General features: G+C 59.8%; 21 protein-coding genes. 12 read left to right on the top strand and 9 right to left on the bottom strand.

The window, feature by feature from the left end:
- Positions 1-366 precede the first annotated feature (366 nt).
- From ACYVIT_RS21900 to mobA, 8 genes are all read right to left on the bottom strand, one after another.
- Entirely contained in the window at positions 367-1,839 is a 1,473-nt protein-coding gene (locus ACYVIT_RS21900; RefSeq protein ID WP_415804583.1) for a TolC family protein, read from the bottom strand.
- A complete protein-coding gene (locus tag ACYVIT_RS21895; RefSeq protein ID WP_415804582.1) occupies positions 1,805-3,943 on the bottom strand; it encodes a peptidase domain-containing ABC transporter in 2,139 nt (712 codons plus the stop codon). The genes ACYVIT_RS21900 and ACYVIT_RS21895 overlap by 35 nt, the downstream gene beginning before the upstream one ends.
- A complete protein-coding gene (locus ACYVIT_RS21890) occupies positions 3,943-5,208 on the bottom strand; it encodes an HlyD family secretion protein (protein ID WP_415804581.1) in 1,266 nt (421 codons plus the stop codon). Before ACYVIT_RS21890 ends, ACYVIT_RS21895 begins: the two co-directional genes overlap by 1 nt.
- A 351-nt stretch (positions 5,209-5,559) precedes the next feature.
- Positions 5,560-7,455, bottom strand: coding sequence for an LTA synthase family protein (locus tag ACYVIT_RS21885; RefSeq protein ID WP_415804580.1), 1,896 nt, complete (start codon positions 7,453-7,455; stop codon positions 5,560-5,562).
- A 59-nt stretch (positions 7,456-7,514) separates the two neighbouring features.
- Entirely contained in the window at positions 7,515-8,276 is a 762-nt protein-coding gene (gene nudC, locus ACYVIT_RS21880; protein WP_415804579.1) for an NAD(+) diphosphatase, read from the bottom strand.
- A 137-nt stretch (positions 8,277-8,413) separates the two neighbouring features.
- Complete coding sequence (gene mobB / locus ACYVIT_RS21875; protein ID WP_415804578.1) at positions 8,414-8,956, bottom strand: molybdopterin-guanine dinucleotide biosynthesis protein B; 543 nt, start codon at positions 8,954-8,956, stop codon at positions 8,414-8,416.
- A gap of 38 nt (positions 8,957-8,994) precedes the next feature.
- Positions 8,995-10,287 (bottom strand): molybdopterin molybdotransferase MoeA, encoded by a 1,293-nt coding sequence (gene moeA, locus ACYVIT_RS21870; RefSeq protein ID WP_415804577.1) that lies wholly within the window; start codon positions 10,285-10,287, stop codon positions 8,995-8,997.
- Positions 10,287-10,877 (bottom strand): molybdenum cofactor guanylyltransferase MobA, encoded by a 591-nt coding sequence (gene mobA, locus ACYVIT_RS21865; protein ID WP_415804576.1) that lies wholly within the window; start codon positions 10,875-10,877, stop codon positions 10,287-10,289. Before mobA ends, moeA begins: the two co-directional genes overlap by 1 nt.
- Positions 10,878-11,119: 242 nt before the next feature.
- Between mobA and apbC the strand changes: the two genes are divergently transcribed.
- The 12 genes from apbC (at position 11,120) to ACYVIT_RS21805 (ending at position 23,026) form a co-directional block, all read left to right on the top strand.
- On the top strand, positions 11,120-12,208 hold the full coding sequence (apbC, locus tag ACYVIT_RS21860) for an iron-sulfur cluster carrier protein ApbC (RefSeq protein WP_415804575.1): 1,089 nt from the start codon (positions 11,120-11,122) through the stop codon (positions 12,206-12,208).
- Between the two features lie 10 nt (positions 12,209-12,218).
- Entirely contained in the window at positions 12,219-12,779 is a 561-nt protein-coding gene (locus ACYVIT_RS21855; RefSeq protein ID WP_415804574.1) for a DUF3305 domain-containing protein, read from the top strand.
- On the top strand, positions 12,776-13,459 hold the full coding sequence (locus tag ACYVIT_RS21850; protein ID WP_415804573.1) for a DUF3306 domain-containing protein: 684 nt from the start codon (positions 12,776-12,778) through the stop codon (positions 13,457-13,459). Before ACYVIT_RS21855 ends, ACYVIT_RS21850 begins: the two co-directional genes overlap by 4 nt.
- Positions 13,460-13,537: 78 nt before the next feature.
- A complete protein-coding gene (locus ACYVIT_RS21845; RefSeq protein WP_415804572.1) occupies positions 13,538-15,634 on the top strand; it encodes a 4Fe-4S binding protein in 2,097 nt (698 codons plus the stop codon).
- Positions 15,631-16,251, top strand: coding sequence for a TorD/DmsD family molecular chaperone (locus tag ACYVIT_RS21840; RefSeq protein WP_415804571.1), 621 nt, complete (start codon positions 15,631-15,633; stop codon positions 16,249-16,251). The genes ACYVIT_RS21845 and ACYVIT_RS21840 overlap by 4 nt, the downstream gene beginning before the upstream one ends.
- 142 nt (positions 16,252-16,393) lie before the next feature.
- Positions 16,394-16,600, top strand: coding sequence for a twin-arginine translocation signal domain-containing protein (locus ACYVIT_RS21835; RefSeq protein WP_415804570.1), 207 nt, complete (start codon positions 16,394-16,396; stop codon positions 16,598-16,600).
- An 11-nt stretch (positions 16,601-16,611) separates the two neighbouring features.
- The gene (locus ACYVIT_RS21830; protein WP_415804569.1) at positions 16,612-19,578 is read left to right on the top strand and encodes a formate dehydrogenase subunit alpha; all 2,967 of its coding nucleotides are present in this window, start codon (positions 16,612-16,614) and stop codon (positions 19,576-19,578) included.
- 10 nt (positions 19,579-19,588) lie between these two features.
- Complete coding sequence (fdh3B, locus tag ACYVIT_RS21825; protein ID WP_094819611.1) at positions 19,589-20,233, top strand: formate dehydrogenase FDH3 subunit beta; 645 nt, start codon at positions 19,589-19,591, stop codon at positions 20,231-20,233.
- Positions 20,230-20,457, top strand: coding sequence for a hypothetical protein (locus tag ACYVIT_RS21820; RefSeq protein ID WP_415804568.1), 228 nt, complete (start codon positions 20,230-20,232; stop codon positions 20,455-20,457). The genes fdh3B and ACYVIT_RS21820 overlap by 4 nt, the downstream gene beginning before the upstream one ends.
- Positions 20,458-20,469: 12 nt before the next feature.
- Positions 20,470-21,684, top strand: coding sequence for a formate dehydrogenase subunit gamma (locus ACYVIT_RS21815; RefSeq protein ID WP_415804567.1), 1,215 nt, complete (start codon positions 20,470-20,472; stop codon positions 21,682-21,684).
- 74 nt (positions 21,685-21,758) lie between these two features.
- Positions 21,759-22,145, top strand: a complete 387-nt coding sequence (locus ACYVIT_RS21810) for a hypothetical protein (protein WP_415804566.1) — start codon at positions 21,759-21,761, stop codon at positions 22,143-22,145.
- Complete coding sequence (locus ACYVIT_RS21805; RefSeq protein ID WP_415804565.1) at positions 22,142-23,026, top strand: formate dehydrogenase accessory sulfurtransferase FdhD; 885 nt, start codon at positions 22,142-22,144, stop codon at positions 23,024-23,026. The genes ACYVIT_RS21810 and ACYVIT_RS21805 overlap by 4 nt, the downstream gene beginning before the upstream one ends.
- A gap of 49 nt (positions 23,027-23,075) precedes the next feature.
- Here ACYVIT_RS21805 and ACYVIT_RS21800 read toward each other — a convergent pair whose 3' ends face one another.
- Entirely contained in the window at positions 23,076-24,218 is a 1,143-nt protein-coding gene (locus ACYVIT_RS21800; RefSeq protein WP_415804832.1) for a substrate-binding domain-containing protein, read from the bottom strand.
- Positions 24,219-24,349: the final 131 nt, after the last annotated feature.

The raw sequence follows: 24,349 nt of genomic DNA, 5'->3' as shown, positions 1-24,349 counted from the left end.
GCACAGTCGTAGCTATTGGAGGGAGGGGGCCGCTGGCCAAGATCTACTAATAGGGCAATGGTGGTGGCGATTTCCAACGTCACAATGGCCGCCTTTAATGTTCGGCGCATGAGCGGGTTTTCTATGTCTTCTATCGCCCCGAAGAAAGGCTCAACGAACTGAATGCTGTCGTAATCATATTGGTGGCGGGATTCGGCTGATCTCATCACAACGTTGTGCCCCCGCAGCGTACGCACAGCGAAAAGCCAAGCGTCGTCAGTGCGTCGCTCGCTGAATCCGCCTGAGATCCCTGCAAGGTCATGCCGCGATAGTGTTTGCATGGTGACAAGTGCGATGCCAAATAACGAACGGGTGAAATATCATGAGTCATGGACTGTCAATATGGATTGGGGGCAGCGTATCTAGTGCAACGGCGACGCGAAACTGCGCTGCGAGTAACTCGTAGTGCACGTCGATGGCGGCTTGTTGAACGCCGGCGAATTCGTCTTGAGCCTTGAGGAGCTCGACGGCGGTACCTACGCCTTGTCGATAGCGGATCTGAGCACTGCGGTAGGCTTGTTCTGCACTGGTTTCTGCGTCTTTGAGCAGGGCGGCTTTTTGGGCGGCGCTGGTCATGTGATTGAAATCCGTGAGGAGCTTCAGTTCTTCTTCGAGCCAGACGGCACGCTCGGTTTCGCGGGCTGCCCGGCTTCGAGCTCGAGCAGCATCGGTTGCGTAGCGGGTAGCGAGGCCGTCGAAAATGGGAATATGCACGGTAAGGCCGACGGACCAGCTGTTGACGTTTTCTCTGGCGACGGCGTTGGCTGGAGGGGTGATGCCGAGGTGGCGATCGGCTTGCAAGCTGATCTTGGGCAGGTGCTGGGCTGCAATGGCTTGGGTTTCTGCCTCGGAAGCCAGTGTATTGGCGCGTGCGGCAGCGAGTCGCGGATGATTGCGAATGGCGGAGGTGATGTGTTCGTTGACGGTGGAGCGAGTCACTGCGGGCGCTTCGGCGGCAATTGCTGTGGCCGCGTTATTCGTGGCAGCGAGACTGAGGTGAGTCTGGCTGGGTAGACCTATCGCGGTGATGAGAGCGATCTTGGTGATCTCGGCTGCCGTGGCTTTGGTCTCGCTGTCGACGAGGTGGCGTTGCCACGCGACTTTAGCGAGAAGCTCGTCGGCAATGGAGCCGACACCGCCCTCACGCAGGCGTTGCGTGGCATGGAAATTTTTCTCGGCGCGCGCGGCGGCTTCGCGGGCAGCCGTGGCGCTGGCTGTAGCGCTGCGGGCTTTGTAATAGCTGTCGGCAACGGTGATGGTCCGATCGCGATTGACGAGCACTTTGTTGTACAAGGCGGCACTCAGTTTGGCATGCGCATTGTCGTATTGCGCGCGGCGCTGTCCCGAGTCGAACAGCAGCCAGTTGAGTCCGAGACGGGCATTGCCGCTGTATGCATAGAGATCATAGTTGCGCACGGGGTGAGCAGGATACTTGACGTGTTTTCCGATACGGCTGGCGTCGGCATCGGCATTCAACGTGGGCAGATACTTGGCGCGCGCGGCATCCAGGTTGGCGACGTTCTCTTCGATTGCGATGGTGGCCTGGTGCACGTCGGGCGTTCTGCAAAGCGCAACTTGGACCGCGTCGCGCAGGCTCAGCCCCATCAATGTAGGAGGCATTTCACAGACGTCGGGAGCAAGGTTGAGCTCGAGCGGCGGCGGTAGATCGAGCGACCTCCCGGTTGCAGTGGCTGAGTCCGCCCCCATCATCAGGCCGGCAGCCAGAAGAAGTACATGCGACGCCTGCATCGTGCGCTTCAGGAGGCTAACCATGATGTGGCACGGACGGGATATGCTCATGGATTCTCCCGTGCCTGAGCACCAGCACGCGCTCTGCCGAGGCGATGGTCTGGGGCCTGTGGGCGACGACAATGCGGGTGATATTGAGCGTTTTCAGCATATGAACGACGCGTGCTTCGACCGCGAGATCGAGATGGCATGTGGCCTCATCCAGAATGAGAATCTTGGGACGATGGTAAAGAGCACGCGCAATCAATAGCCGCTGTTTCTGGCCGCCGGAAAGCACCGTTCCCATGTCACCCACCAGCGTGTGATAACCCATGGGCAGTGCAGCAATTTCGTCATGGATGGCAGCATGTCTGCAACAGGTTTCAATCCAATCACGATCTACGTTTTGGTCAAAGAAGCTGACGTTGTCAGCAATGGAACCCGCAAACAAAACATCGTCCTGAAGTACTGAGGCCGAGATCGATCGTATGCCGCGTGCCCCTAGCACGGGATAGGGAATGCCGCCGATCGTCGCTTCGCCTTGCGTGGGTTGCAGAATGCCCAGCATGAGCTTCAGCAACGTTGATTTTCCAGCACCCGTGGTACCGACGATGGCGACCGACTGCCCTTCTGCGATCTCGAATGAGGCCTGATCCAGCACCATGGGATCCGCGTCGCCATAGCGGAAACTGACATTGGAGAATGCCAACGTGCCAGAGATCCGGTCTACGGGACGTTGTGAATCGCGCCCGGGGGCTTCGGGAGAGGTGAGTACGATGTCGGATAGCCGTTCGCCCTGAATGCGCAACATGCGTAATTCGAATAGGTTGTCGATCAACGCACCCACTCGTTGGTTGAATTGCGACTTATAGGCGAGAAAGGCCATCAGCATACCCACACTGAAGCCACAGGAGATAACGAGGTGAGCGCCTGCCCATAGGATGATCAGCCCTTCGAGGCCGAAGATGACAGCGTTGAATTGTTCGAAGACGAGCTTGAGTTTTTGGATCTTGATGCCGGCATTGAATTGATCTACGAGCAAGGTTTGCCAGGCGGCGCAGCGATCCTGGGTTTTTTGAAAGACCTGTAAAGTGCGTATACCGCGCAGCGTTTCGAGAAAGTGAGATTGCGTTTGTGCGCCCTTGATGATGGCATCGTGCGAACGCGCTTTTAGCGGCGGATACGACACGACCCGAATGATGCCGTACAGTACCATCGCCACGATCGCAATGAGGGACAGCTGCCAGCTGTAAAGCCACATCAGTATCAAGGTGATGATCGTCATCAGCCCATCGAGTATGCCCGCGATCAAGGAGGCATTGAGCGTCTGCTGGATGGTGTCTATCGAGCCAAATCGAGACACGATATCGCCGATATGGCGCCGCTCAAAGAACGCGGTAGGCAGTTTGACCAAATGCGCAAACAGATTGCTCTTGCTCTGAAATGACAGGCTGGTGCTCAATTGCATGCCGACGTAAGCGCGCAACGTGGAAACGGCTGTTTGCATGATCAGCAGCAAGGCAAACCCGATCAGCAGTGTTGTCAAAAGATCCGTGTCGGCGGAAACAATGACATCGTCTATCACCCATTGTGTGAGCACAGGTGTTGCCAGCGATAGCATTTCCAGCACTAACGCCAGGATGATGATTTGGAGCAGCGCGCGCTTGAGCCCAAAGACGGTCCCTACCAGTTTGCGCAACGGCAGGGGGGGCTGAGGTGGCGATATCTGAAAATTTTGCGCAGGCCAGAGCTCAAGTGCGACACCCGTAAAGGCCTCGTTGAGTTCAGTATGGGAGATCTTTCGCCGCCCCGTAGAGGGGTCATGAATGACCGCAGTCCGACCGTTTGTCGAGCAAAGCACGACAAAGTGATTGAATCGCCAATGCAGAATGCAAGGCGTGCGCAGCTTCGCCAAGTCGTTGAGTTCGAGGGTGACGGCACGGTACTGCAGGCCCAGCTGCTCGCACATATTGGTGACCTGCAGGAGGGTCACGCCCTTTAGTGAGATCGGGAATCGCTGCCGTAGTTGATGAACAGTGAGCGGTTGGCCGTAGTAGCTTGCTACCATGGCAATGCAGGCGTTGGCGCATTCTGCGGCTTCGGCTTGCAGGATGACAGGCACCGTGGAACGTCCTGACATCAGACGTTTGAGGTCTGCCAGTGTGAACGCACTCATTACGATACCTTTCCGGTGATGCTGTACAGCGGCTCTAGGACCCATTCGTAGATGGCGCGAGTTTCACGCAAGATGTCGACTTCCAGCGCCATGCCCGTGGCTAACGGTCGTGCATCGCCATAAGCGAGGATGTGTTGCGCATCCAGGCGGAGCGCGGCGCGGTAGTACAAGTCTTGTGCCGTGTTTTGATCCAGGCCAGGAATGGCGCCGGAGATGTTCACGATTTCTGCTGCAGGCACGGCGGCGGTTGAAATAGAGATGACTTTGGCGCCGTGCATGCCGAATTTCTGATAGGGATAGGATGCATAGCGAATCAGCGCCCGATCGCCCACACGTGTGAAACCGATGTCTTTGTTTTTGATATAGATGTCCGCAATCAACTCGGTGTGCTGGGGAACCAGACTGAGTAGGGCCTTGTTCGGTTCGGCGTGCTGTCCGATCTCGGCAAGGAGACTGCTGACCTGGCCGGTTTCAGGGGCGAGTATGACGAGATGGCGTTTGGCTTCGCTTTCGGCGAGGTCTTGCGTGATGGCGAGAATCTCGCGTTCGATTTGCGTGGCGGCTGCCTGTTGTCTTAACGGCAGCGTGCGTTGTTCGCTTTCGTGTCTGGTCAGTTCTTTGACGGTTTCCGCGCGTTGTTGGGTCAGATCGGCAAGCCTGGTCTGTTGTTCTAGGTAGATGGCTTGTTTTTCCTGGAGTTGATCACGCGAGACGTAGCTTTCGGACGACAGCATTTCGTATCGATGCGAGCTGTCTTGCGCGAGGGCCACGCGCTTGCGTTGCAGCCAGATCTGTTTGTCGATGCGATCCAGCGTTTGCGAGAGCGTGGCGATGGTGTGAGCCAGCGTAGCGGATTCCTCTCGGTGGATGGTGTCGAGCTTGTCCCGCTCGTGTTGCAGGAGATCGAGGCGGCGCTGCATGCGGCTGCTGATGGTTTCCTGCGTGGCGGTGCCGGTTTGGGTGTAGCGTTCGCTGGAGATGGTAAGTAATTGGTCGCCCTTGTGGACCACCGCGCCTTCGGCGACGTGCTTGGCGATGATGACCCCCGTCTGGGGAGCGTAGACTTTGACCAAGCCGTTAGCGGGGATGAGCTGTCCGTAGACTTTGACACGTTTGGTATAGGAACCAAAGCAGAAGAACAGCACCAGGCTCAAGCCGAATATCGCAAATAGGCCGACCAATAGCGAAGTAGATAGCGGCCGCAAGGCAATGACGGTTCCCAGCGGATGCGATGTGGTGGCGTCGAGCGCGGCTTTGCGAAACATGGCGATAAAGAGTTGATGACGTTGATCGGGGTGGCGCTGTCAGAGACTGCAGGAGTCTCATCCGCATGGAGCGGGCGACGTGCGCCGCGCAGCCGTACGCCGCGCACGACATCGAAGCGTGTGCATGCGTCAACAGAAAGCGCGGGAAATTGAGCCGACACGCATCCTGCAGGCCATTCTAGAGAGACGGCTGCAGGACGAAATGACAATGAGAAGTTTGAGCAGCGATATCAGACGATTCCGATAAGGAAATCGTCATGATGGCGTGTGCGATGGCACGACAGTGCGAGACATAAGAATCTCGACACTGTCGTTGCAAAGAACGCTACGGCAAGTAGCAGTTGGGAAGGCTCAGGCTTCAGTGGGAACGCAATAGCGTTCTTCGCGGTAGGCCCAGCTGGGCCAGAGGGCGTGCGCCAGGGCTTCTTCGGCGAGTGCGGCGTTGGTGTCCGTCGGGGTAAAGGTCTCTGGCACGCCATAGCGGAATTGCACAGGGGCCTTGCCCGGCAGGAGCACCAGCAGATCGTCGCCCTTTAGATAACCGTAGTGGTTTTCATATTGCATGATGGCGCGATTCGGCGCGCTGCGCGTCAGGTCATGGCCGAGCATCGGGTGCGTGCAGGCGACGCCAGCGAGTGACAGCAGCGTGGGCGGCAGATCGATCTGGCTGATGATGCCCTCGTCGCGCCGCGCCTCGATGCCACCTCCCAGAATGACGGCGGGGATATGAAAGTGGCGTACGGGCACCAGGGTGTCACCAAACACGCGCGAGTCGTGATCGGCGACCACCAGGAAAATAGTGTTGTCCCAGTAGGGGGCTTGGCGTGCGCGTTCGAAGAACTGTCCTATCGCCCAATCCGCGTAGCGCACGGTGTTTTCAACGGTGGCAGGGTTGCCATCGACTGTGATGCGCCCGGCAGGATATTCCCATGGGGAGTGGTTGGATACGCTGAATGCCAGCGTGAACGACGGCTGGTTATTGTCGGTGTCGGCGCGTAGTCGCGCATCTAACTGGGTGAACATGTCTTCGTCTGATGCTCCCCATGTGCCGACGAATGCGGGGTTCTTGAAGTCAGGGAGGTCAATGATTTCGTCAAAGCCATTTCCCAGGAAAAAGCCCTTCATGTTGTCGAAGTGCGACTCGCCGCCGTAGATGAAACGAGAGTGATAGCCGTGGCGGCCCAGCACGTCGGCCAAGGTAAAGAATCCGCGTTGCGCGGCCGGCAGTTTCAGGACGGCCTGCGCCGGGGTGGGAAGAAAGCCCGCCGTGACAGCCTCGAGGCCGCGTACTGATCGCGTGCCGGTGGCATAGGTGCGCGTGAAGGCCCAGCCTTCGCGTGCCAGCGCGTCCAGATGCGGTGTGAGATCTTTGTCGCCGCCCAATGCAGCGCTGTACTGGGCTCCCAGGCTTTCTTCGAGAATGATGACGATATTGGCAGGACGGGCGCGTGTGTGTGTAGGGGTTTGCAGGTGTACGCTGGGGTGCGTTTGCAGCGCCGGGGGATGGGGCAGCCCTGCGCTGGATAGGACAATTTCTTGCATGCGCTCGCCCGGCATTCGTCCGTAGACGGCCGCCGCGGATTTTTCGTGTTTCATGCTGTAGATGGCATAGAGCACGTTATAGAGCGAGTTCAAAGCCAGCGTATTGAGCAGGCCGTCGTTGCTGTACGCCACGGTCGAAGGATTGATCGGCCGGTGTCCCAGGGTGCCTCGTATGGCGAGAATGACGGCAGCGAGGATGACCAGGCTGCCCAGCGCCATTTGCCACCAGGACCAGCGGGCTTCGACTTGAGGATCGCCGAACAGGGCATGGCCAATGGCCAGTAGCACGATGACTGCGACCAATGCGCCTGCCAGCTCCAGTTTGTAGCCGCGCCACAGCATGCCGGAGACCTCTCGCGGATGCTTCAGGTATTCCACGAAAAGGCGATTGGGGCGCGTGTCGTATTCCATGATGAAGGCCGGCGTGGCGACCTCCAGAAAGCCCAGCAGGATCCAGCATACCTGGAGCCAGATCCCCGTTGCGGTCGCAGCGGCCGGCAAGTGGGCGAATAACGGCGAAAGCACCGCAGGCAGCGCGACCAGGACGGCGATCTGATTCGTGTCGATGCGTAGCCCGCCCAGTAGCAAGGGGCGCAAGCCGCCGGCCTTGGTGACGCGGCGCCATTGCCAGGCAGCCAACGCCAACCGGCTGACAACGAGCAGCACGAAGGCGGCGATGATGAATAGAAGAGTGGAATGTCGCATGAGAGATTCCGCTGCCTGCGGCACTGATAGTCAGGCGCCGCAGGCGTGCGGCAAGGGTATCAGGAGCTCGTACCGGCGGGTAGATTGGCGCGGACCAGGCGGCCGGCAATGGATTCGCGCATAGGAATATCGGGCAGCGTGTCGCCAGGGCCGTACCAATGAGCCTCCGCGATTTCGTCTTCTTGTACTCGGATCTCGCCCTCTACATATTCGGCGGTGAAGGCAATCATCAGGGAATGGGGGAAGGGCCAAGATTGGCTGCCGAAGTAGCGCAGGTCGGTCACTCGAAGGCCGACCTCTTCGTAGACTTCACGATGGATGGCGTCCTCGATGCTTTCTCCTGCCTCGACAAAGCCTGCCAATGCGGTGTGGCGCGCCGTCGCATAGGTCGCGTGGCGTGCCAGCAGGATGCTGTCGCCCTTGCGCACCAGCACCATCATGGCGGGGGAAATGCGAGGATACGCAGACATCCCACAAGAAGGGCAGCGCATGCAGAGCTCGTGCCCGACCGGCTGCATCGGGGTTGCGCAGACACCGCAATACCGGTGGGTGCGCGCCCATTCTGCAATCTGGAAGGCGCGGCCGGCCAGTGCGGTGCGATCGCCCAATTCGCTGAATAGCGCACGCAGCTTGAGGAAAGCGTAGCCAGCAGGCGGCTCGGTCGTCAGCGGGACGTGGGTGGTGCGGATGTGCGGGTTGTCCAGCCACACTTGCTGCAAGCGTTCGGGTTGCAGGCTGAGTGCAGCGCAGACCGCGGCATCAGGGAGTTCAAGGCCGGTCTCTTGGACTAAAAGTTCGTTGCCTCGGAAAATGAAATTCAAGATGCTTCCTTGACGCCCACAGGCGATTTTGCAGCCGCTACTGTACTGCGGGAATGGGTCCCAAGGAAGCGCCGGGCCGCCCCAAGGTTCCTTGGCCCCTGGGGGAGGGGTGAGCGACGCCCTGGCCTGCTCGGCGTTCAGGCGGCATTTCCTCGCTGAGTCAGGCGGGCGATCGCGATGTCCAGTGGCCAGGCCAGGGTTTCGACCAAGTCCGCGACGGCTTCGATGTCATCCAGCGCGACGTGTGGCAAGGGATGTTCGCTCGAGTCCGTATCGCTGGCGATGGCGCCGATACTTGGGTCGTCAGGGTAGAGCCAGGGCTTGTTGTTCAACCGGCGGTGGACTTCGATCTTGATGTGTGCGTTGCGCTTGAATCCCTCGACGAGAATGAAGTCGACGGCACTCATGGCGCTGAGCAACTCCCCCAACTCGGGTTCGGGTGCACCACGCAGCTCATGCATCAGCGCCCAGCGGGCGGACGAGGCGACCAGGACTTCCGTTGCACCGGATGCGCGGTGCAGAAACGAGTCCTTGCCAGGGGTGTCGATGTCGAACGCGTGGTGGGCATGTTTGACCGTAGAGACGCTATGGCCCCGGGCTTTCAAGCAGGGGATCAGTTTGGTCAGTAACGAGGTCTTGCCCGCACCGCTCCATCCGGCAAAACCGATAATTCTTGTCATTTGGGGATTCGTCACAGGGAATCAGGTCTGGAAACGGCTTAAATCAGGCCGTCAAAGGGCAGCACGTCGACGAGATCGCCGGCAGCGACGTTGCCTTGGTCGTGGTGCAATACCATCAGACCGTTGGCCTCGCTCATACTGCGCAAAATGCCCGAGCCTTGGGAACCGGTGACGCTGGCTTGCCACCCGCCGCCCGCCGCCGGGGTCACGATGGCGCGTTGATATTCCGTGCGGCCCGGTTTTTTCCGAATGGGTTGTGCGGCCGTGCAGCGCAGCAAGGGGAGCGTATTCGATGTGGCGCCCGACATGGTCAACAACGCATCACGCACCAGGGCGTAGAACGTCACCATGACGGCAACCGGATTCCCCGGCAAACCAAACAGAATGGCGTCGCCGTGGTCGGCGCGGATACGGCCGATGGCCATGGGCCGGCCCGGACGCATGGCGATCCGCCAGAACAGCACATCGCCCAGTTCGGCCATGACGGTCTTGGTGTGGTCGGCTTCGCCGACGCTGACGCCGCCCGAGGTGATGACGGCATCCGCGTTGGCGGCCGCGGCGCTGAAGGCGGCCGCGAGCGCCCGCGGGTCATCGCGTACGACGCCCAGATCCAGGATCTCGACGCCTAGCCGCTGCAACATGCTCCACAAGGTATAGCGGTTGCTGTCGTATACGCAGCCTTCGTCCAGCGTTTCGCCAATAGAGCGTAATTCGTTGCCGGTAGAGAAAAAGGCGACGCGCAGCCGTCTTTGTACCGGGACTTCAGCTTGGCCCAATGAGGCCAGCAGGCCAATGTCGGCGGGACGTAGTACGCGGCCGGCCGTCAGCGCGCTGTCGCCGATGGCCAGGTCTTCGCCGGCCAAGCGCCGGTTGTCTCCAGCGCGCAAGACATTTGCGGGAACGATGATCCGATCGCCATCCTGCTTGACGAATTCCTGAGGGACGACGGTGTCCAGACCGGCGGGCATGACGGCGCCGGTCATGATGCGTACGCACTGGCCTGCGCCGACGGAGCGGCCGGAGGGGTCTCCTGCCAGCAGGGCGCCGGTCACTTGCAACACCGTGTCAGTATCGTCTGTCAACTCGCTGCCGGCGAATGCGTAGCCATCCATGGCCGAATTGTCGTGCGCCGGAACATTCAGATGCGACACGATATCGCGTGCCAGCACGCGTCCCAGCGCCGAACGCAACGGCAGCATTTCCACCGTGTTCAGGCGCGGCACCAGTTGGTCAATAAAGGCGCGGGCCTGCGGAATCGGCAGGGCATTGGGGTCGTAGCCGCTGATACAGGAAACGATGGAGGCCAGACTGGGGGGCAGGGGACGAGTCATCAGGACAGTTGTTGCAATTCGGCCAGAGTGTTGGCACCGGCAAAGGCCTGCGCATCTTCGAAGGTTACGTCGATGCAGCGGTGTTGAGCCGTCCAGACGTCGATTTTGCGCTGGCCGCTATGTAAAAACTCCAGCAAACTGGATAGCAGCGACGTTTTCATCAGGCAGAAAACGGGCTGGGTACGTAACTTGCCATCTTGTTGCGTGGCGGCCATGGCGATGTCGGCGTCTTGTTCGGTGAGCGCTTGGGCCAGACGTTGCACCAGATCGAGCGGAAACCGGGGACAGTCGCACGGCACCGTGACCAGGTAAGAGGTTTCGCAGCGCTCCAGTCCGGCAGCCAATCCCGCCAGGGGGCCGGCAAAGTCCGGCAGGTTGTCTGGCCAGACGGCGACCCCCATGGCCTCGTAGGCGCCCAGATTGCGGTTGGCGTTGATCATGGTGTCGCCGACCTGAGGTGCGAGACGCATCAACGCATGCAAGGCCATGGGCATGCCTTGGTAGTTCTGCAGTCCTTTGTCTACGCCGCCCATGCGGCTGCCCCTTCCACCCGCGAGGATGAGGCCCGTAATATCGTTAGTATGGATCATGGCACGCGATAAAACGCGCCGCGCATAGCGCCGCGCAATGGCGGCCAGTATAGACCAGCCTCATTGCGCGGGCCGAACAGGCGCTAGACCCAACTGCCGCTCTGCTAACATGCCCGAAGGTAGCCGCCTAGCCGCTTTGGCGCGAAATCGCTCCCGCCGGGGGCAGCAAACCAAAGGCGCGGCCTTCGTCGTCTTTATTAACGACTCCTTTCTCTTTCGCTGATTTCAGAGACAGACCCTTCATGGTCACTTCCGATACTTTGCTTCAGGCCCTGCAGGCCGTCATTGATCCCAACACGGGCAAGCCCTTGGCCGACGCCAAGGCGGTGAAAAACCTTCAGATTGATGGCGCCGATGTGGCGTTCGATGTGGAACTGGGTTATCCGGCCAAGAGCCAGGTCCCGGCGTTACGCAGCGCATTGATTGCGGCAGCGAAATCGCTGCCGGGTGTGGGCAATGTGTCCATCAATCTGCGTTCAGTGATTGTGGCGCATGCAGCACAGCGCGGGGTGGCATTGCTGCCCAACATCAAAAACGTCATTGCGGTGGCGTCAGGCAAAGGCGGCGTGGGCAAGAGCACCACGGCCGTGAATCTGGCGCTGGCGCTGGCGGCCGAAGGCGCCCGGGTCGGGATTCTGGATGCGGATATCTATGGCCCCAGCCAATCCATGATGATGGGCATCAACGCGCGCCCGCAGAGCGAAGACGGCAACACGATGGAGCCCCTGGAAAACTACGGGGTGCAGGTGATGTCTATCGGCTTTTTGGTCGATGCCGACGAGGCCATGATCTGGCGTGGCCCGATGGCGGTGCAGGCATTGGAGCAATTATTGCGCCAGACAAACTGGAAAGATCTGGATTATCTGGTGGTGGACATGCCACCGGGCACGGGTGACATTCACCTGTCGCTGAGCCAGAAAGTCCCGGTGACCGGTGCTGTCATCGTCACGACGCCTCAGGACATTGCCTTGCTGGATGCGCGCAAGGGCGTCAAAATGTTCGAAAAGGTCGGGGTGCCGATCCTGGGCGTGATCGAAAACATGGCGGTTCACGTCTGTAGCCAGTGCGGCCATGCCGAACATATTTTCGGGTCGGGTGGAGGCCAGAAGATGGCGGCCGATTATCAGTTACCGTATTTGGGCGCCTTGCCCTTGGACATCAATATCCGTCTGCAGGCCGACGGGGGCCAGCCTTCTGTGATCGCGGATCCGGATGGCGAGGTCGCGGGTTTGTACAAGTCCGTTGCGCGCCACGTGGCGGTGTCGGTGGCTGGCATGGCCAAAGACCATTCTTCGAAGCTGTCGGCGATTTCGGTCAGTCGAGCGAAGTAGGTAAAGCGTCATGAGCGATTCCTTGCCTCTCAGTCTGGATGTAGCGGTGGTGATGCGCAAGGAGCGCATCATCGGCCCCATGAGCCGCTGGCAGGAATGGCGCTGGGTGCTGGATGATGTGGTCGTCAACGAAACGGCATTCGGGCCGACGGCACGTCTTTTATATAAGGACGATACCCAAGAGCGCTGGCTGCACCCCGGATATACGGTGCGCTTGTTCAAAGACGACGCCGAAGGCTATGTGTTGAACGCAACGACGGCGGCGCCATGCTGGTTTGTGCTGTGGCGTATGCATGACGCCGAAGATGGCGGCGAGCCCCAGGCCCGGCCCGAAATTGTGACGCTGAGCTACCACGATGCGGGCCGCTGGCTGGATGCTCAGGAAACGGTGGAGCAGGTGCCCGCGCCGCCGTCGGTGGTGCAATGGATGAATGCCTTTATTGCCGCGCATTATGTGCCCGAACCTAAACGGCGCAAGCGTCCGGCTAGTTTCCAATCACTGCAGGACCGTTTTGGTAACCCTGCTTCGGTGTCGACGCTAAAGAAGTTCCGCGGTGAGGGTTCGTCATGACGACGGACGATCGAAGCGGTTTTCTGCATCGCTGGTCCAGACGCAAGATCGAGGCCCGCGAGGGAGGAACCCCGGACGAGGACCCCCAGCAGCACGCGCCTGCGGCGCAAGCTGCTGAGGGTGAGGTTGCGGCAAAGGATCCCGCTAGCGGCGAATTTTCGCAGCGGACATCTGCGGCCTCGCCTGCAGAGGCCGTGTCGGAAACGGGCAACCGTGACGCCGGGAGCGAGGAGCCGCCGTTGACGCTGCAGGACGTGCAGGCACTGACCCGGGATTCGGATTTTGCACCATTCATGACGCGGCAGGTCGCGCCTGAGGTCAAAAACGCCGCTTTGAAAAAACTGTTTTCCGATCCTCATTACAACGTGATGGACGGCCTGGACATCTATATCGATGACTATTCGAACCTGGAGCCGTTGCCGGCGCCCATGTTGCGGCGCTTGGTGAGTGCGCAGGCGCTGAAGATGTTTGAAGCCGCCGTGGAGGATAGCGAAAGCCCCATCGCCGAGGGCGGGGAGGCAGACCCGAATGCGGCGGACAGTGAGCCCAGGCACGCAACGGGTCAGGCCGAGACGGAGGATGAGCGCGAGGCAGAGCGTGGAGAGGTGGCATCTGAAGCAGACCCAGCAGCACAGGCAACGGCCGAATCAATTCGAGCCGTCAAATCATCGACGTCATGACATGAATGCGTCTCGGTTCTTTTTCCGCATCGCGTCAGCGTAAACTCCTGTCGTTGGACCTTTTATTTTCTTGCGCTCATGACGACTTTAATCTGTGACTGCAACCGCACTATGCCGCTGGCTCCCGACGAGTTGAGCCGCGCGTTGGGCGAGCCTTTGGCTCCCCATTCGTTGCTGTGCCGCAGTCAAGCGGGCGATTTCCAGCAAGCGATCCGCGGCTCGGATCAGGTCGTGGTGGCCTGTACGCAGGAAACACGGCTGTTTGGCGAACTCGGGCGTCGCACCGAAGGCGCGATCGCGCCGGTGCGCTTTGTGAATATTCGTGAGACAGGTGGTTGGAGCCGGGATGCCAGTCAGGCCATGCCTAAATTGGCCGCTTTGCTCGCCGCGGCACATCTGCCTGAACCGGATCCGGTGGCGACGGTAACGTATCGCAGCGCGGGTCGCTTGTTGATCATAGGGCCGCTGGACCGTGCCGAGCAGGCGGCGGCGCTGCTGGACGATGTGCTGGAAGTCACCTTGTTTGCGGATGGCCACGGCCATGCAGGCGGTACGCAGGCACGTCAATACCCTGTGCTCGCGGGCAAGCTCGATCGTTTGCAGGGCAGGTTGGGGGCGTTTGAGCTGTCCTGGTCACAGCACAATCCGATTGATCTGGATCTGTGCACGCGCTGCAATGCGTGTGTGGCGGCCTGTCCCGAAGGGGCGATCGGCCTGGATTACCAGGTGGATCTGACACGTTGCACCGGGCATCGAAGCTGTACGGCGTCCTGTACGGTGGCGGGCGCGATTGATTTCCAGCGTCCGCCCAGGCAACTGACGGAAACCTTCGATCTGGTGCTGGATCTCGGAACGACGCCGCAGTATCACCGTCATGAGCCGCCACAGGGGTACTTCACCTGGCCCGACAATGCGCCGGGGACATTGCTGAAACTGCGCGAGATGGTGGGCGAGTTCGAAAAGCCAAAATTTTTCGACTACAAACAATCTCTGTGCGCGCATAGCCGTAACGAAACGGTAGGCTGCCGGGCGTGTGTGGATGTTTGCTCCGCAGAGGCGATCAGCAGCGACAAGCATCACCAACGGATCGTGGTAGATCCGCATTTATGCGTAGGATGTGGCGCCTGTACGACCGCGTGCCCGAGCGGAGCGCTGTCCTACACGTATCCGCGCAATCCCCATCAAGGACTGAAACTGCGCACGCTCTTGGGGACGTATGCCCAGGCTGGTGGACGCCATGCCGTACTGCTGTTGCATAGTCAGCAAGCCGGCCAGCAACTGGTCGAGGCGCTGGGCCGCGCGGCGCAGTTGAGGCAGGCGCAGGGCGTGCCTGCCAATGTGATTCCGGTTTCGCTGTGGCATACCGCTGGCGTGGGAGCGGACCTCTGGTTGTCGGCTGTTGCGTTTGGCGCGACCCAGGTGGCGGTATTGCTGACAGGCGAAGAGGCGCCGCAGTATCAAGCGGCCCTGAAGGCCCAGATGGATATCGCGCAGCGCATCCTGAATGGCTTGGGTTATGCGGGACAGCATTTGCATTTGCTGCAGGCGACAGACGTCGGGGCGCTGGACGGCGCTCTGCAGGAAGTGGCGAGCCGGCGGCCCACCGCGCCTGCCGAACCCGCCCGTTTTGCAGTGGCACCGGAAAAAAGGACGACGCTCAGTCTCGCGCTGGATCATTTGGTGGCCTTGGCTCCCGAGCCTTTACCCGAGGCGATCGATTTGCCGGGTGGAGTACCGGGCAGCGGGTCGCCGTTCGGTGCGATCACGGTCAGCGCCGATGCCTGTACGCTGTGCATGAGTTGTGTGAGCGCCTGCCCGGCCAACGCACTAAAAGACAACTCGCAGCTCCCGCAGCTGCGTTTCATCGAAAAAAATTGCGTACAGTGCGGCCTGTGCGAGCAGACCTGCCCCGAAGACGCGATTCAGCTGGTCCCACGGCTATTGCTGTCCGAGCGCCGCAAGGAGGCCGTGGTTCTGCATGAGGCCCAGCCATTCCATTGCGTTCGGTGCAACAAGGCCTTTGGTACGCAAAAGGGCGTGGAAACCATGTTGCAGCGTCTGGGCGGACACGCGATGTTCCAGGGTGCGGCGCTTGAGCGCTTGAAAATGTGCGGCGACTGCCGTGTTATCGATATGTATTCGTCTCCCAACGAGATCCGCATTACTGATCTATGACGATTATTCCTCCTACCGCCACCGAACTTGCCAGCCATGACGAAGACTTTGCGCGGGCAGAGATCTATAGCCTGCTGGCGCATTTGTTCTATGCGCCGCCTGCGCCAGAGCTACTGGCACAGTTGCGGGAGGCCGATGACGACGATTCGGATAGCGTGCTGGCGCCTTCGTGGAACGCCTTGCTCGCTTGCGCGCGCGAGCTGGACGTGACCGCCATACAGGCCGAGCACGATACGTTGTTCGGGGGGGTCGGCAAGCCGGACGTTTATTTGTTCGGATCGCATTACCTCGCGGGTTTCCTCAATGAGAAGCCTTTGGTCCGCTTGCGCGATGACCTGGCTGCGTTGGGGCTCACGCGTGATCCTGCCATGCCGGAAACCGAAGATCACATCGCCTATTTGTGCGAAGTCATGCGTTTCCTGATCACGGGCGCGAATGCGGACACGTCGAATCTGGCTCGGCAGCGGGATTTTTTTTCGGCGCACATCCGCCCGTGGGCAGACGATTTGTGCGCTGCAATCATGCAGCAACCGGCTGCACGATTTTATGCGCGCTTGGCTGAATTTTTCCGGGATTTCAACAACATAGAAGCACAGGGCTTCGACATGTTGCCTTAGCTTGGGCGAATTGCGGTCGGGAAGGCAGCTTTGACGTTGCGTGACCAATAGCCATACTCATGAAAGGGAATTGGCCCTTTGTCTGTTATCGCGGTACAGTATGCAAAGAGTTTCATATCTAGTAGCCCCGGAGGGGATCGACATGTCACAAAAGAATCCTCGACTTTCGCGCAGGATGTTCTTGGCCGGTGCAGCCACAGCGGGAGCTGCGGCTGCTGGTGCGGCCGTACTGCCTGAAAACCGCCAGACTGCTCAGACCCAGGCGGACGCCAAGCCGGCGCCCAAGAATGGGGGCGGCTACCACGTGAGCGAACACGTCAAGCGCTATTACAAGACCACCCTCGTGTGACGGAGTCCGGCATGTTGCTGACTAAGAAAACCGCTGCCGCGCGCGATAGCGCGGCGGAATCCAATTTTGTGCAAAGCCTGCGTCGGGGCCTGTCTCAGGCTTTGCCTACCATGGATCGCCGCACGTTTCTGCGTCGTTCAGGTATAGGCGTCGGCGCCGGGTTGGCCGCTGCGCCCCTGGCGCTGGTGAGGCAAGCGGATGCCGCCGAAACCAAAGAGGTCTTGACCGGCAAAACCAAAACGTCCGTGCGCCGTACGGTCTGTTCGCACTGTTCGGTCGGCTGTGCGGTCGACGCCGTTGTGGAAAACGGCGTCTGGGTGCGGCAAGAGCCCGTGTTCGATTCGCCCATCAATTTGGGGGCGCACTGTGCAAAAGGCGCCGCCCTGCGCGAGCACGGCCATGGCGAGCACCGTCTGCGTTATCCGATGAAGCTGGTCAACGGCAAGTACCAGCGCATCAGCTGGGACACGGCGCTGACCGAAATCTCCGAGCAGCTACTGAAGCTGCGCAAGGACAGCGGGCCGGATTCCATCTACTGGATCGGCTCGTCCAAGCATAACAACGAGCAATCGTATTTGTTGCGCAAGTTTGTCAGCTATTTTGGCAGCAACAATTGCGATCACCAGGCGCGTATCTGCCATTCCACGACGGTTGCCGGTGTGGCCAATACGTGGGGCTACGGCGCCATGACCAACTCGTACAACGACATGCAGAATGCCAAGGTCGCTTTGTACATTGGGTCGAATGCGGCCGAAGCGCACCCCGTATCGATGCTGCACATGCTGCACGCGAAAGAAACCGGTTGCAAAATGATTGTGGTGGATCCGCGTTTTACACGGACTGCCGCCAAGGCCGATCAACACATTCGCATCCGGTCGGGTACGGACGTGGCGTTTTTGTTCGGCCTGCTGTATCACATCTTCAAGAATGGCTGGGAAGACCAGGCCTACATCGATGCGCGTGTCTACGGCATGGATCAGGTCAAAGCCGATGTGTTGGCAAAATGGACACCGGACAAGGTTCAGGATGTATGCGGTGTCGACGAAGCCACGATGTATGGCGTGGCCAAGCTGATGCACGAGAACCGGCCCGGCACGTTGGTGTGGTGTATGGGGCAGACTCAGCACTCCATCGGTAACGCCATGGTGCGCGCGTCCTGTATTGTTCAGTTGGCGTTGGGAAATATCGGCAGATCGGGTGGCGGAGCCAACATTTTCCGCGGCCACGATAACGTGCAAGGCGCCACGGATGTGGGCCCCAACCCGGATTCACTGCCGGGATACTACGGCTTGACCGAAGGCTCGTGGAAACACTTCGCCAACGCATGGGGTGTAGATTACGAGTGGATCAAGAGCCGGTACGCCTCGCCCGAGTTGATGACCAAACCGGGCATCACGGTGTCGCGTTGGATCGACGGCGTGCTGGAGAATCCCGAGGTACTGGATCAACCCACAAATCTCAAGGCCGTCATCTATTGGGGCCACGCTCCCAACTCGCAGACGCGTGGGCTGGAAATGAAGCGGGCCATGGACAAGCTCGATCTGCTGGTCGTCGTGGATCCTTATCCGTCGGCGACAGCGGCCATGGCGGCCATGCCTGGCAAACCCGAAGAGCTCAATCCGAATCGCGCGGTTTATTTGTTGCCGGCTGCGACGCAGTTCGAGACCAGCGGTTCCTGTACGGCCTCGAACCGCTCACTGCAATGGCGCGAAAAGGTCATTGAGCCGCTGTGGGAAAGCCGCAGCGATCACATGATCATGTATCAGCTCGCCGAAAAGCTGGGTTTTGGCAAAGAGTTCGTCAAGAACTACGCGCTGCAAAAAGTCAAAGGCATGGACGAGCCGGTGATCGAGGACGTCCTGCGCGAGATCAATCGCTGTTGCTGGACAATCGGGTACACCGGCCAGAGTCCCGAGCGCTTGAAAGCGCATATGCGCAATATGCACGTGTTCGATGTGAAGACGCTGCGTGCCAAAGGCGGCAAGGACGCCGAAACGGGCTATGACCTGACGGGCGATTATTTTGGCCTGCCGTGGCCCTGTTGGGGCACCCCCGAGATGAAGCACCCGGGGACCGCGAACCTGTACGACACCAGCCTGAACGTGATGCAGGGCGGCGGGAATTTCCGTGCGAATTTCGGTGTCGAGCGTGATGGCGTCAGCCTGTTGGCCGAAGACGGCTCGCATTCGAAAGACGCAGATCTGACGACAGGTTATCCCGAGTTCGATCATGTGCTGCTCAAGAAACTGGGTTGGTGGAGCGAGCTGACCGATGCGGAAAAGACCGCGGCCGAAGGTAAAAACTGGAAAACAGACCCTTCTGGCGGGATCATCCGTGTGGTGATGAAGAACCATAGCTGCTATCCGTTTGGCAACGCCAAGGCCCGTGCCGTGGTGTGGAATTTCCCGGATCCTGTCCCGCAGCATCGCGAGCCTATCTATGGCACGCGCCCGGATCTGGTCGCGAAATATCCCTCGCACAACGACCTGAAGACATTCTGGCGCGTGCCGACGTTGTACACGTCGCTGCAGCAAAAGAACGTCGCGGACAAGCTGTACGAAAAATTCCCGATTATTTTGACCTCGGGCCGCTTGGTCGAGTACGAGGGCGGGGGCGAAGAGACGCGTTCCAACCCCTGGCTGGCTGAGTTGCAGCAGGAAGCTTTCGTCGAAATCAATCCAAAAGCGGCCGCCGATCGCGGCATTCAGAATGGCGATCGGGTATGGGTGCATACCCCCACGGGTGCGCGCCTGAACGTCCAGGCGTTGGTCACACCGCGGGTGGGTCCCGACACGGCGTTTATGCCATTTCACTTTTCGGGTCATTGGCAAGGGCAGGACATGTTGGCCAGCTATCCGGAAGGCGCAGCGCCGATTGTGCGCGGCGAAGCCGTCAACACGGGCACCACGTACGGATATGACTCCGTCACGATGATGCAGGAAACCAAAACCACGATCTGCAATATCGCAAAGGCTTGAGGAGAGCGTTATGGCGAGAATGAAATTCGTCTGTGATGCAGAGCGTTGTATCGAATGCAATAGCTGCGTCACGGCCTGTAAGAACGAACACGAAATCCCGTGGGGCGTTAACCGCCGCCGCGTGGTGACCTTGAACGATGGCGTGCCCGGTGAGAAGTCCATCTCGGTTGCCTGTATGCACTGCAGTGATGCGCCGTGCATGGCGGTCTGTCCGGTGAATTGCTTTTATCGCACCGAAGAAGGTGTGGTCTTGCATAACAAGGACACCTGTATCGGTTGCGGTTATTGCTCGTATGCCTGTCCGTTCGGCGCGCCGCAATTCCCGTCCGAAGGGGCCTTTGGCGTGCGTGGCAAGATGGACAAGTGCACGTTCTGCGCGGGCGGACCCGAAGAGCACGGCAGTGCCGCCGAGTTCGAAAAGTATGGCCGCAACCGTCTGGCCGAGGGCAAACTGCCCGCGTGCGCCGAGATGTGTTCCACCAAGGCCCTGTTGGGCGGCGACGGCAACGTGGTGGCGGATATTTTCCGCACGCGCGTGTTGCATCGTGGCAAGGGCGCCGAGGTCTGGGGCTGGGGGACGGCCTATGGCTCGCAACAGGCTGGTCAACCGCCTGCACAATCGCAGCCGGCCACGGACACAAAGGGTAAATCATGAGCGCACGTTTTGCCTTGGCCGTGATGGGTATCCTGATGCTGGCGGCCTGTACAGAGACGCCGCAGGAAATGCATTCCAATGGTTATCATGGCGTCCCCGAGTATGAGGGCACCGGCAGTAATTTTGTGGCGCCGGGCTGGACGCAAGGTGACAAGACCAGTTGGACCAGCGAGATGACCGCACGAACCCAGCGCGGACAGAACGAGTACAACAAACTTAACTGACCGGAGATCGCCATGTTACGGTCATTTTCCCAAGGTAAGAAACGCCTCCTGGGGGCTTGGGGAGCGCTGTGCGCGGCGATGCTGACGACAGTCGTATTGCTTGCACCTGCGGCAGCTCAGCAAGCCGCCCCGGCCGGCGGCGGGCTGGGTGGTATCCAGAGCGCCAATATTTTTGAGGTCAAGCCCGATGCCAATGAGCAGCCGGGCTATGCCGAGCAAACCAATGCCGAGCGCGCCAAAGTACAACCTGGCAATAACGCGCCCATGTGGCGCCAGGTCAATTCCGGCGAGCCTGGATACAGCAGTTTGCCGCATAGCCAGGCGCCCGAAGCCGGCGTGCTGATTCAGCGTTTTGTGCAGTATCCAGGGTCGCAATACACCACGGCTGGCGAGGCCTGGCGTCAGGTGCGGAACAACTGGCTGATCCCCTATGGCGGCGCATTGTTGCTGATTGCATTTGTGGCGATCGCGCTGTTCTATCTGGCCAAAGGGCCGATCAAGGTCCACGGCGCGGAAACGGGCCGCAAGATCGAGCGTTTCACGTATTTCGAGCGCGCCGCACATTGGGTTAATGCGACCGCGTTTGTCATCCTGGCCTTGTCCGGCATCGTGATGGCGTTTGGCAAGTTCTTCATGTTGCCGTGGATGGGAGCTGCCATCTTTGGCAAGCTGACCTGGTTCTTGAAAACCGCGCACAATTTCGTCGGCCCCGTGTTTGCCGTGTCTCTGATCGTCGTGTTGCTGACCTTTGCCAAGGACAACCTCTGGCGCCGTTACGACTGGACGTGGCTGCGCAAGGGCGGCGGTTTATTGCGGCCTCAGCATGTATCGTCGGGACGTTTTAACGCCGGTGAAAAGCTCATGTTCTGGGGCGGCATGCTGTTCCTGGGCATGGTGGTGGTGGTGTCTGGCCTGTTTCTGGATCATGTCGTGCCCGGGCTGGCGTATACGCGTGGCAATATGCAGATTGCCCATATGATTCACGGGGTGTCGGTTATCCTCATGATGTGCATGCTGTTGGGGCACATCTATCTGGGTACGATCGGTATGAAAGGCGCATATAAGGCCATGAAGACCGGGTACGTCGACGAAACGTGGGCGCGTGAACACCATGACCTCTGGTACGACGATATCAAGGCAGGCAAGATCCCGGCGCAGCGCACCGCCGATCGGGCGTCGAAAGGACGCAGCCACGCCATGGTACGGCCGACGTCTGGGTCACATTGAACAAGCGAGAGCTTGCGCAGAAAAGTTTTGCGCAAGCCGGTCCGAGCCATGCGTGACATGGAAAGAGAGGACGGATGAAGACGAGATTCGCAGTATGGTCATTGGTGCTGGGGGCGTTGAGTACTCAAGCCGCATGGGCGGCAATGAGTGCCCAAGACGAGGCCAAGGCCGCTGAAGCCAAAGCCAAGGCCGCCTGGAGCACCAAGGTGGCCGCCTATCAATTGTGTGCGGCGCAGGACAAGGTCGCAGAGCAATATCGTGCGCGCATGAAGGCGGCCGGCAAAGACGCGCCCGAGCCTGTGGCCACACCTGCCTGTTCAGATCCGGGGCCGTTTGCGTATGTACCTGCGCAACCGCCGCAGGCCCGAGAAGGCTCCGGGGCGCACTCGCCCGCAGAAACGGCATCGCAGCCTCCCAGTTCCGCCCAGCCCGACAATGCCGGCAAGCCGCTAGCTAAGTGAGCGTAGCACCGTTGTTGCCCCGACTGACTCAGGCAAGTGCGCCGTTGACCCGTGAGGTAACGGTCGTAAACGAGTTTGGCGCTGCCGAGACGGTGTCCATTCCGGCAGAGCGGCCTTTGACGATTTATGTCGATCGGCGCGAGATTGTGACCCTGATGACGCTGGGCGCCATGCCCGAGCTATTGGTGCTGGGGTACTTGCGTAATCAACGCTTGATCCGCGAGGCCAGCGACGTACTGTCCATCATGGTCGATTGGGAAGTCAATGCCGCGGCGGTTGAAACGCGCCACGGCATTACGGATATCGATGCCCGGACTGCGCAGCGTGTGGTGACGACCGGCTGCGGGCAGGGCAGTGTATTCGGCGGCCTGATGGAGGAGTTGGATCACATCCAATTGGCCGAGCATGCGCAGGTGACACAGACCGAGTTATATGGCCTGCTCAATGCCATTCGTCTGCAGGAAACAACCTATAAATCGGCAGGCTCAGTGCATGGCTGCGCATTGTTTCGTGGCGCCGAGATGCTGATGTTTGTCGAGGACGTGGGACGTCATAACGCCATCGATACCTTGGCCGGCTGGATGTGGATGCAGCCCCCGTCCGAGCAGCGGGGCGACGACAAGATCTTTTACACGACGGGGCGGTTGACCAGTGAAATGATCATGAAATCCGCGCAGATGGGCGTGCCAGTCGTGGTGTCGCGCAGCGGTATGACCCAGATGGGATACGAAATCGCGCGGGATCTGGGATTGTGCGCCATTGGCCGCGCCATCAATCGGCGTTTTGTTTGTTATACCGCGCCTGAACGTTTGGTGTTGCAGCCGGAACTGGCGGCGTCGCGTACGGCTAGCGATAGCCTGAGCGCTGCAGGCCGATCCTGATTGCCAGCGCGACGCTTTTGTCGGCGTCTCAGAAAAACAAAGGTGTGCGTCAACTCACCTTGCGCGCAGCGCGTTTTGTTGGACGAGCTTGCCGGTGTGTTTTTTGGGTATTGAATGTCCACCATGGCAATACCCGTTTCATCGAGAGTACTTGGCCGCTTTGCAACGGCCCGTAGCCTGGCATCGAGGACAGCGCGGCTTGCCATTGCGGGCTGCGCAGAATGGCAAGCAGAGCCTGCGTAGAGGGCTGATCCAGGGTTGATTTGAGGCAGACCAGGAAATAATTTTCCTGCACCAGCGGAACGTAATCCAATGCATGTCCGGGTATGGCGGGCTCTATGCCGAGGCCGGCATCTGCATAGCCGCTCGCAACGGCGTGAGCGACTGCGCTGTGCGAGGGCTCCGTGCGTTCGTATCCATTGATTGCCGCTGCCGGGATGTCTGCCTGTTCCAGCAGCTCGTCAAACAGGACGCGGGTGCCGGTACCGAGGGCGCGATTCACATAGCGTACGTCGGAGCGGCGCAGATCGGCCAGGGCGCTGATGCGTTTGGGATTGCCGCGCGCGACGATCAGCCCCTGGCTGCGTTGGGCAAAACCGATAATCTTGTGCAGTCCGGGCTTGAGCAGAGGCTTGTAGATGCGTTCGGTCAGCGAGCCTGGCACGGGATCCTGCCGGGTATGAAAGCCCGCAATGACGCAACGACCTTCGTTGAGCCCGCGGATCGCATCGACGCTGCCGGTATAGCTGATATCCAGATAGAGTTTGTCGCTGGCAACGGCGTGCTCGCGCAACGCGCCCAAGGCATCGTCATGACTGGCGTACAACGGGACAACGTGAGCTGCATCGTCAAACGCCATGGCGAAGGCGCGCTCGAGATCGGCGCGCAGCGCGTTGATCTGTGGGGCCAGCCGGGCTTGCGCCTGGCGTTCGGCCCACAGCAGTTTTTCGCCGAATTCGTTCAGCCGCGCGGGCTGCCCCTTGTCCCAGACGATCAGGGTGCGGCCCAGAATCTGTTCCCATCGTTTGAGCTCGCCCCATACGTGGCGGTACGACAACCCTAGCGCTTTGGCGGCACCTGAGATTGAGCCGTGCTCGCGCACGGCGAACAGCAAGTCCATCAGCGCGTTGCCGATGACGGACGGGGCCGCCGACGTGGCGCCCAATTGGTAGGAAAGGTCGATACGATGCACGGCGGAAGTATGCCCTAAATGCGTGTTGGGGGCGGTCCTCTGCAGATAGTAAGCCATGCCTATGCAAAAGTATTCATATGGTGAGCGGCGTTCCGGTGAGATACCCTCAGCACATTGCGCAGCGGACGAGT

The organism is Bordetella muralis (assembly GCF_054781015.1).
Note: the sequence above shows the minus strand (reverse complement) of the source record. Positions and strands in the feature narration are given on the sequence as shown.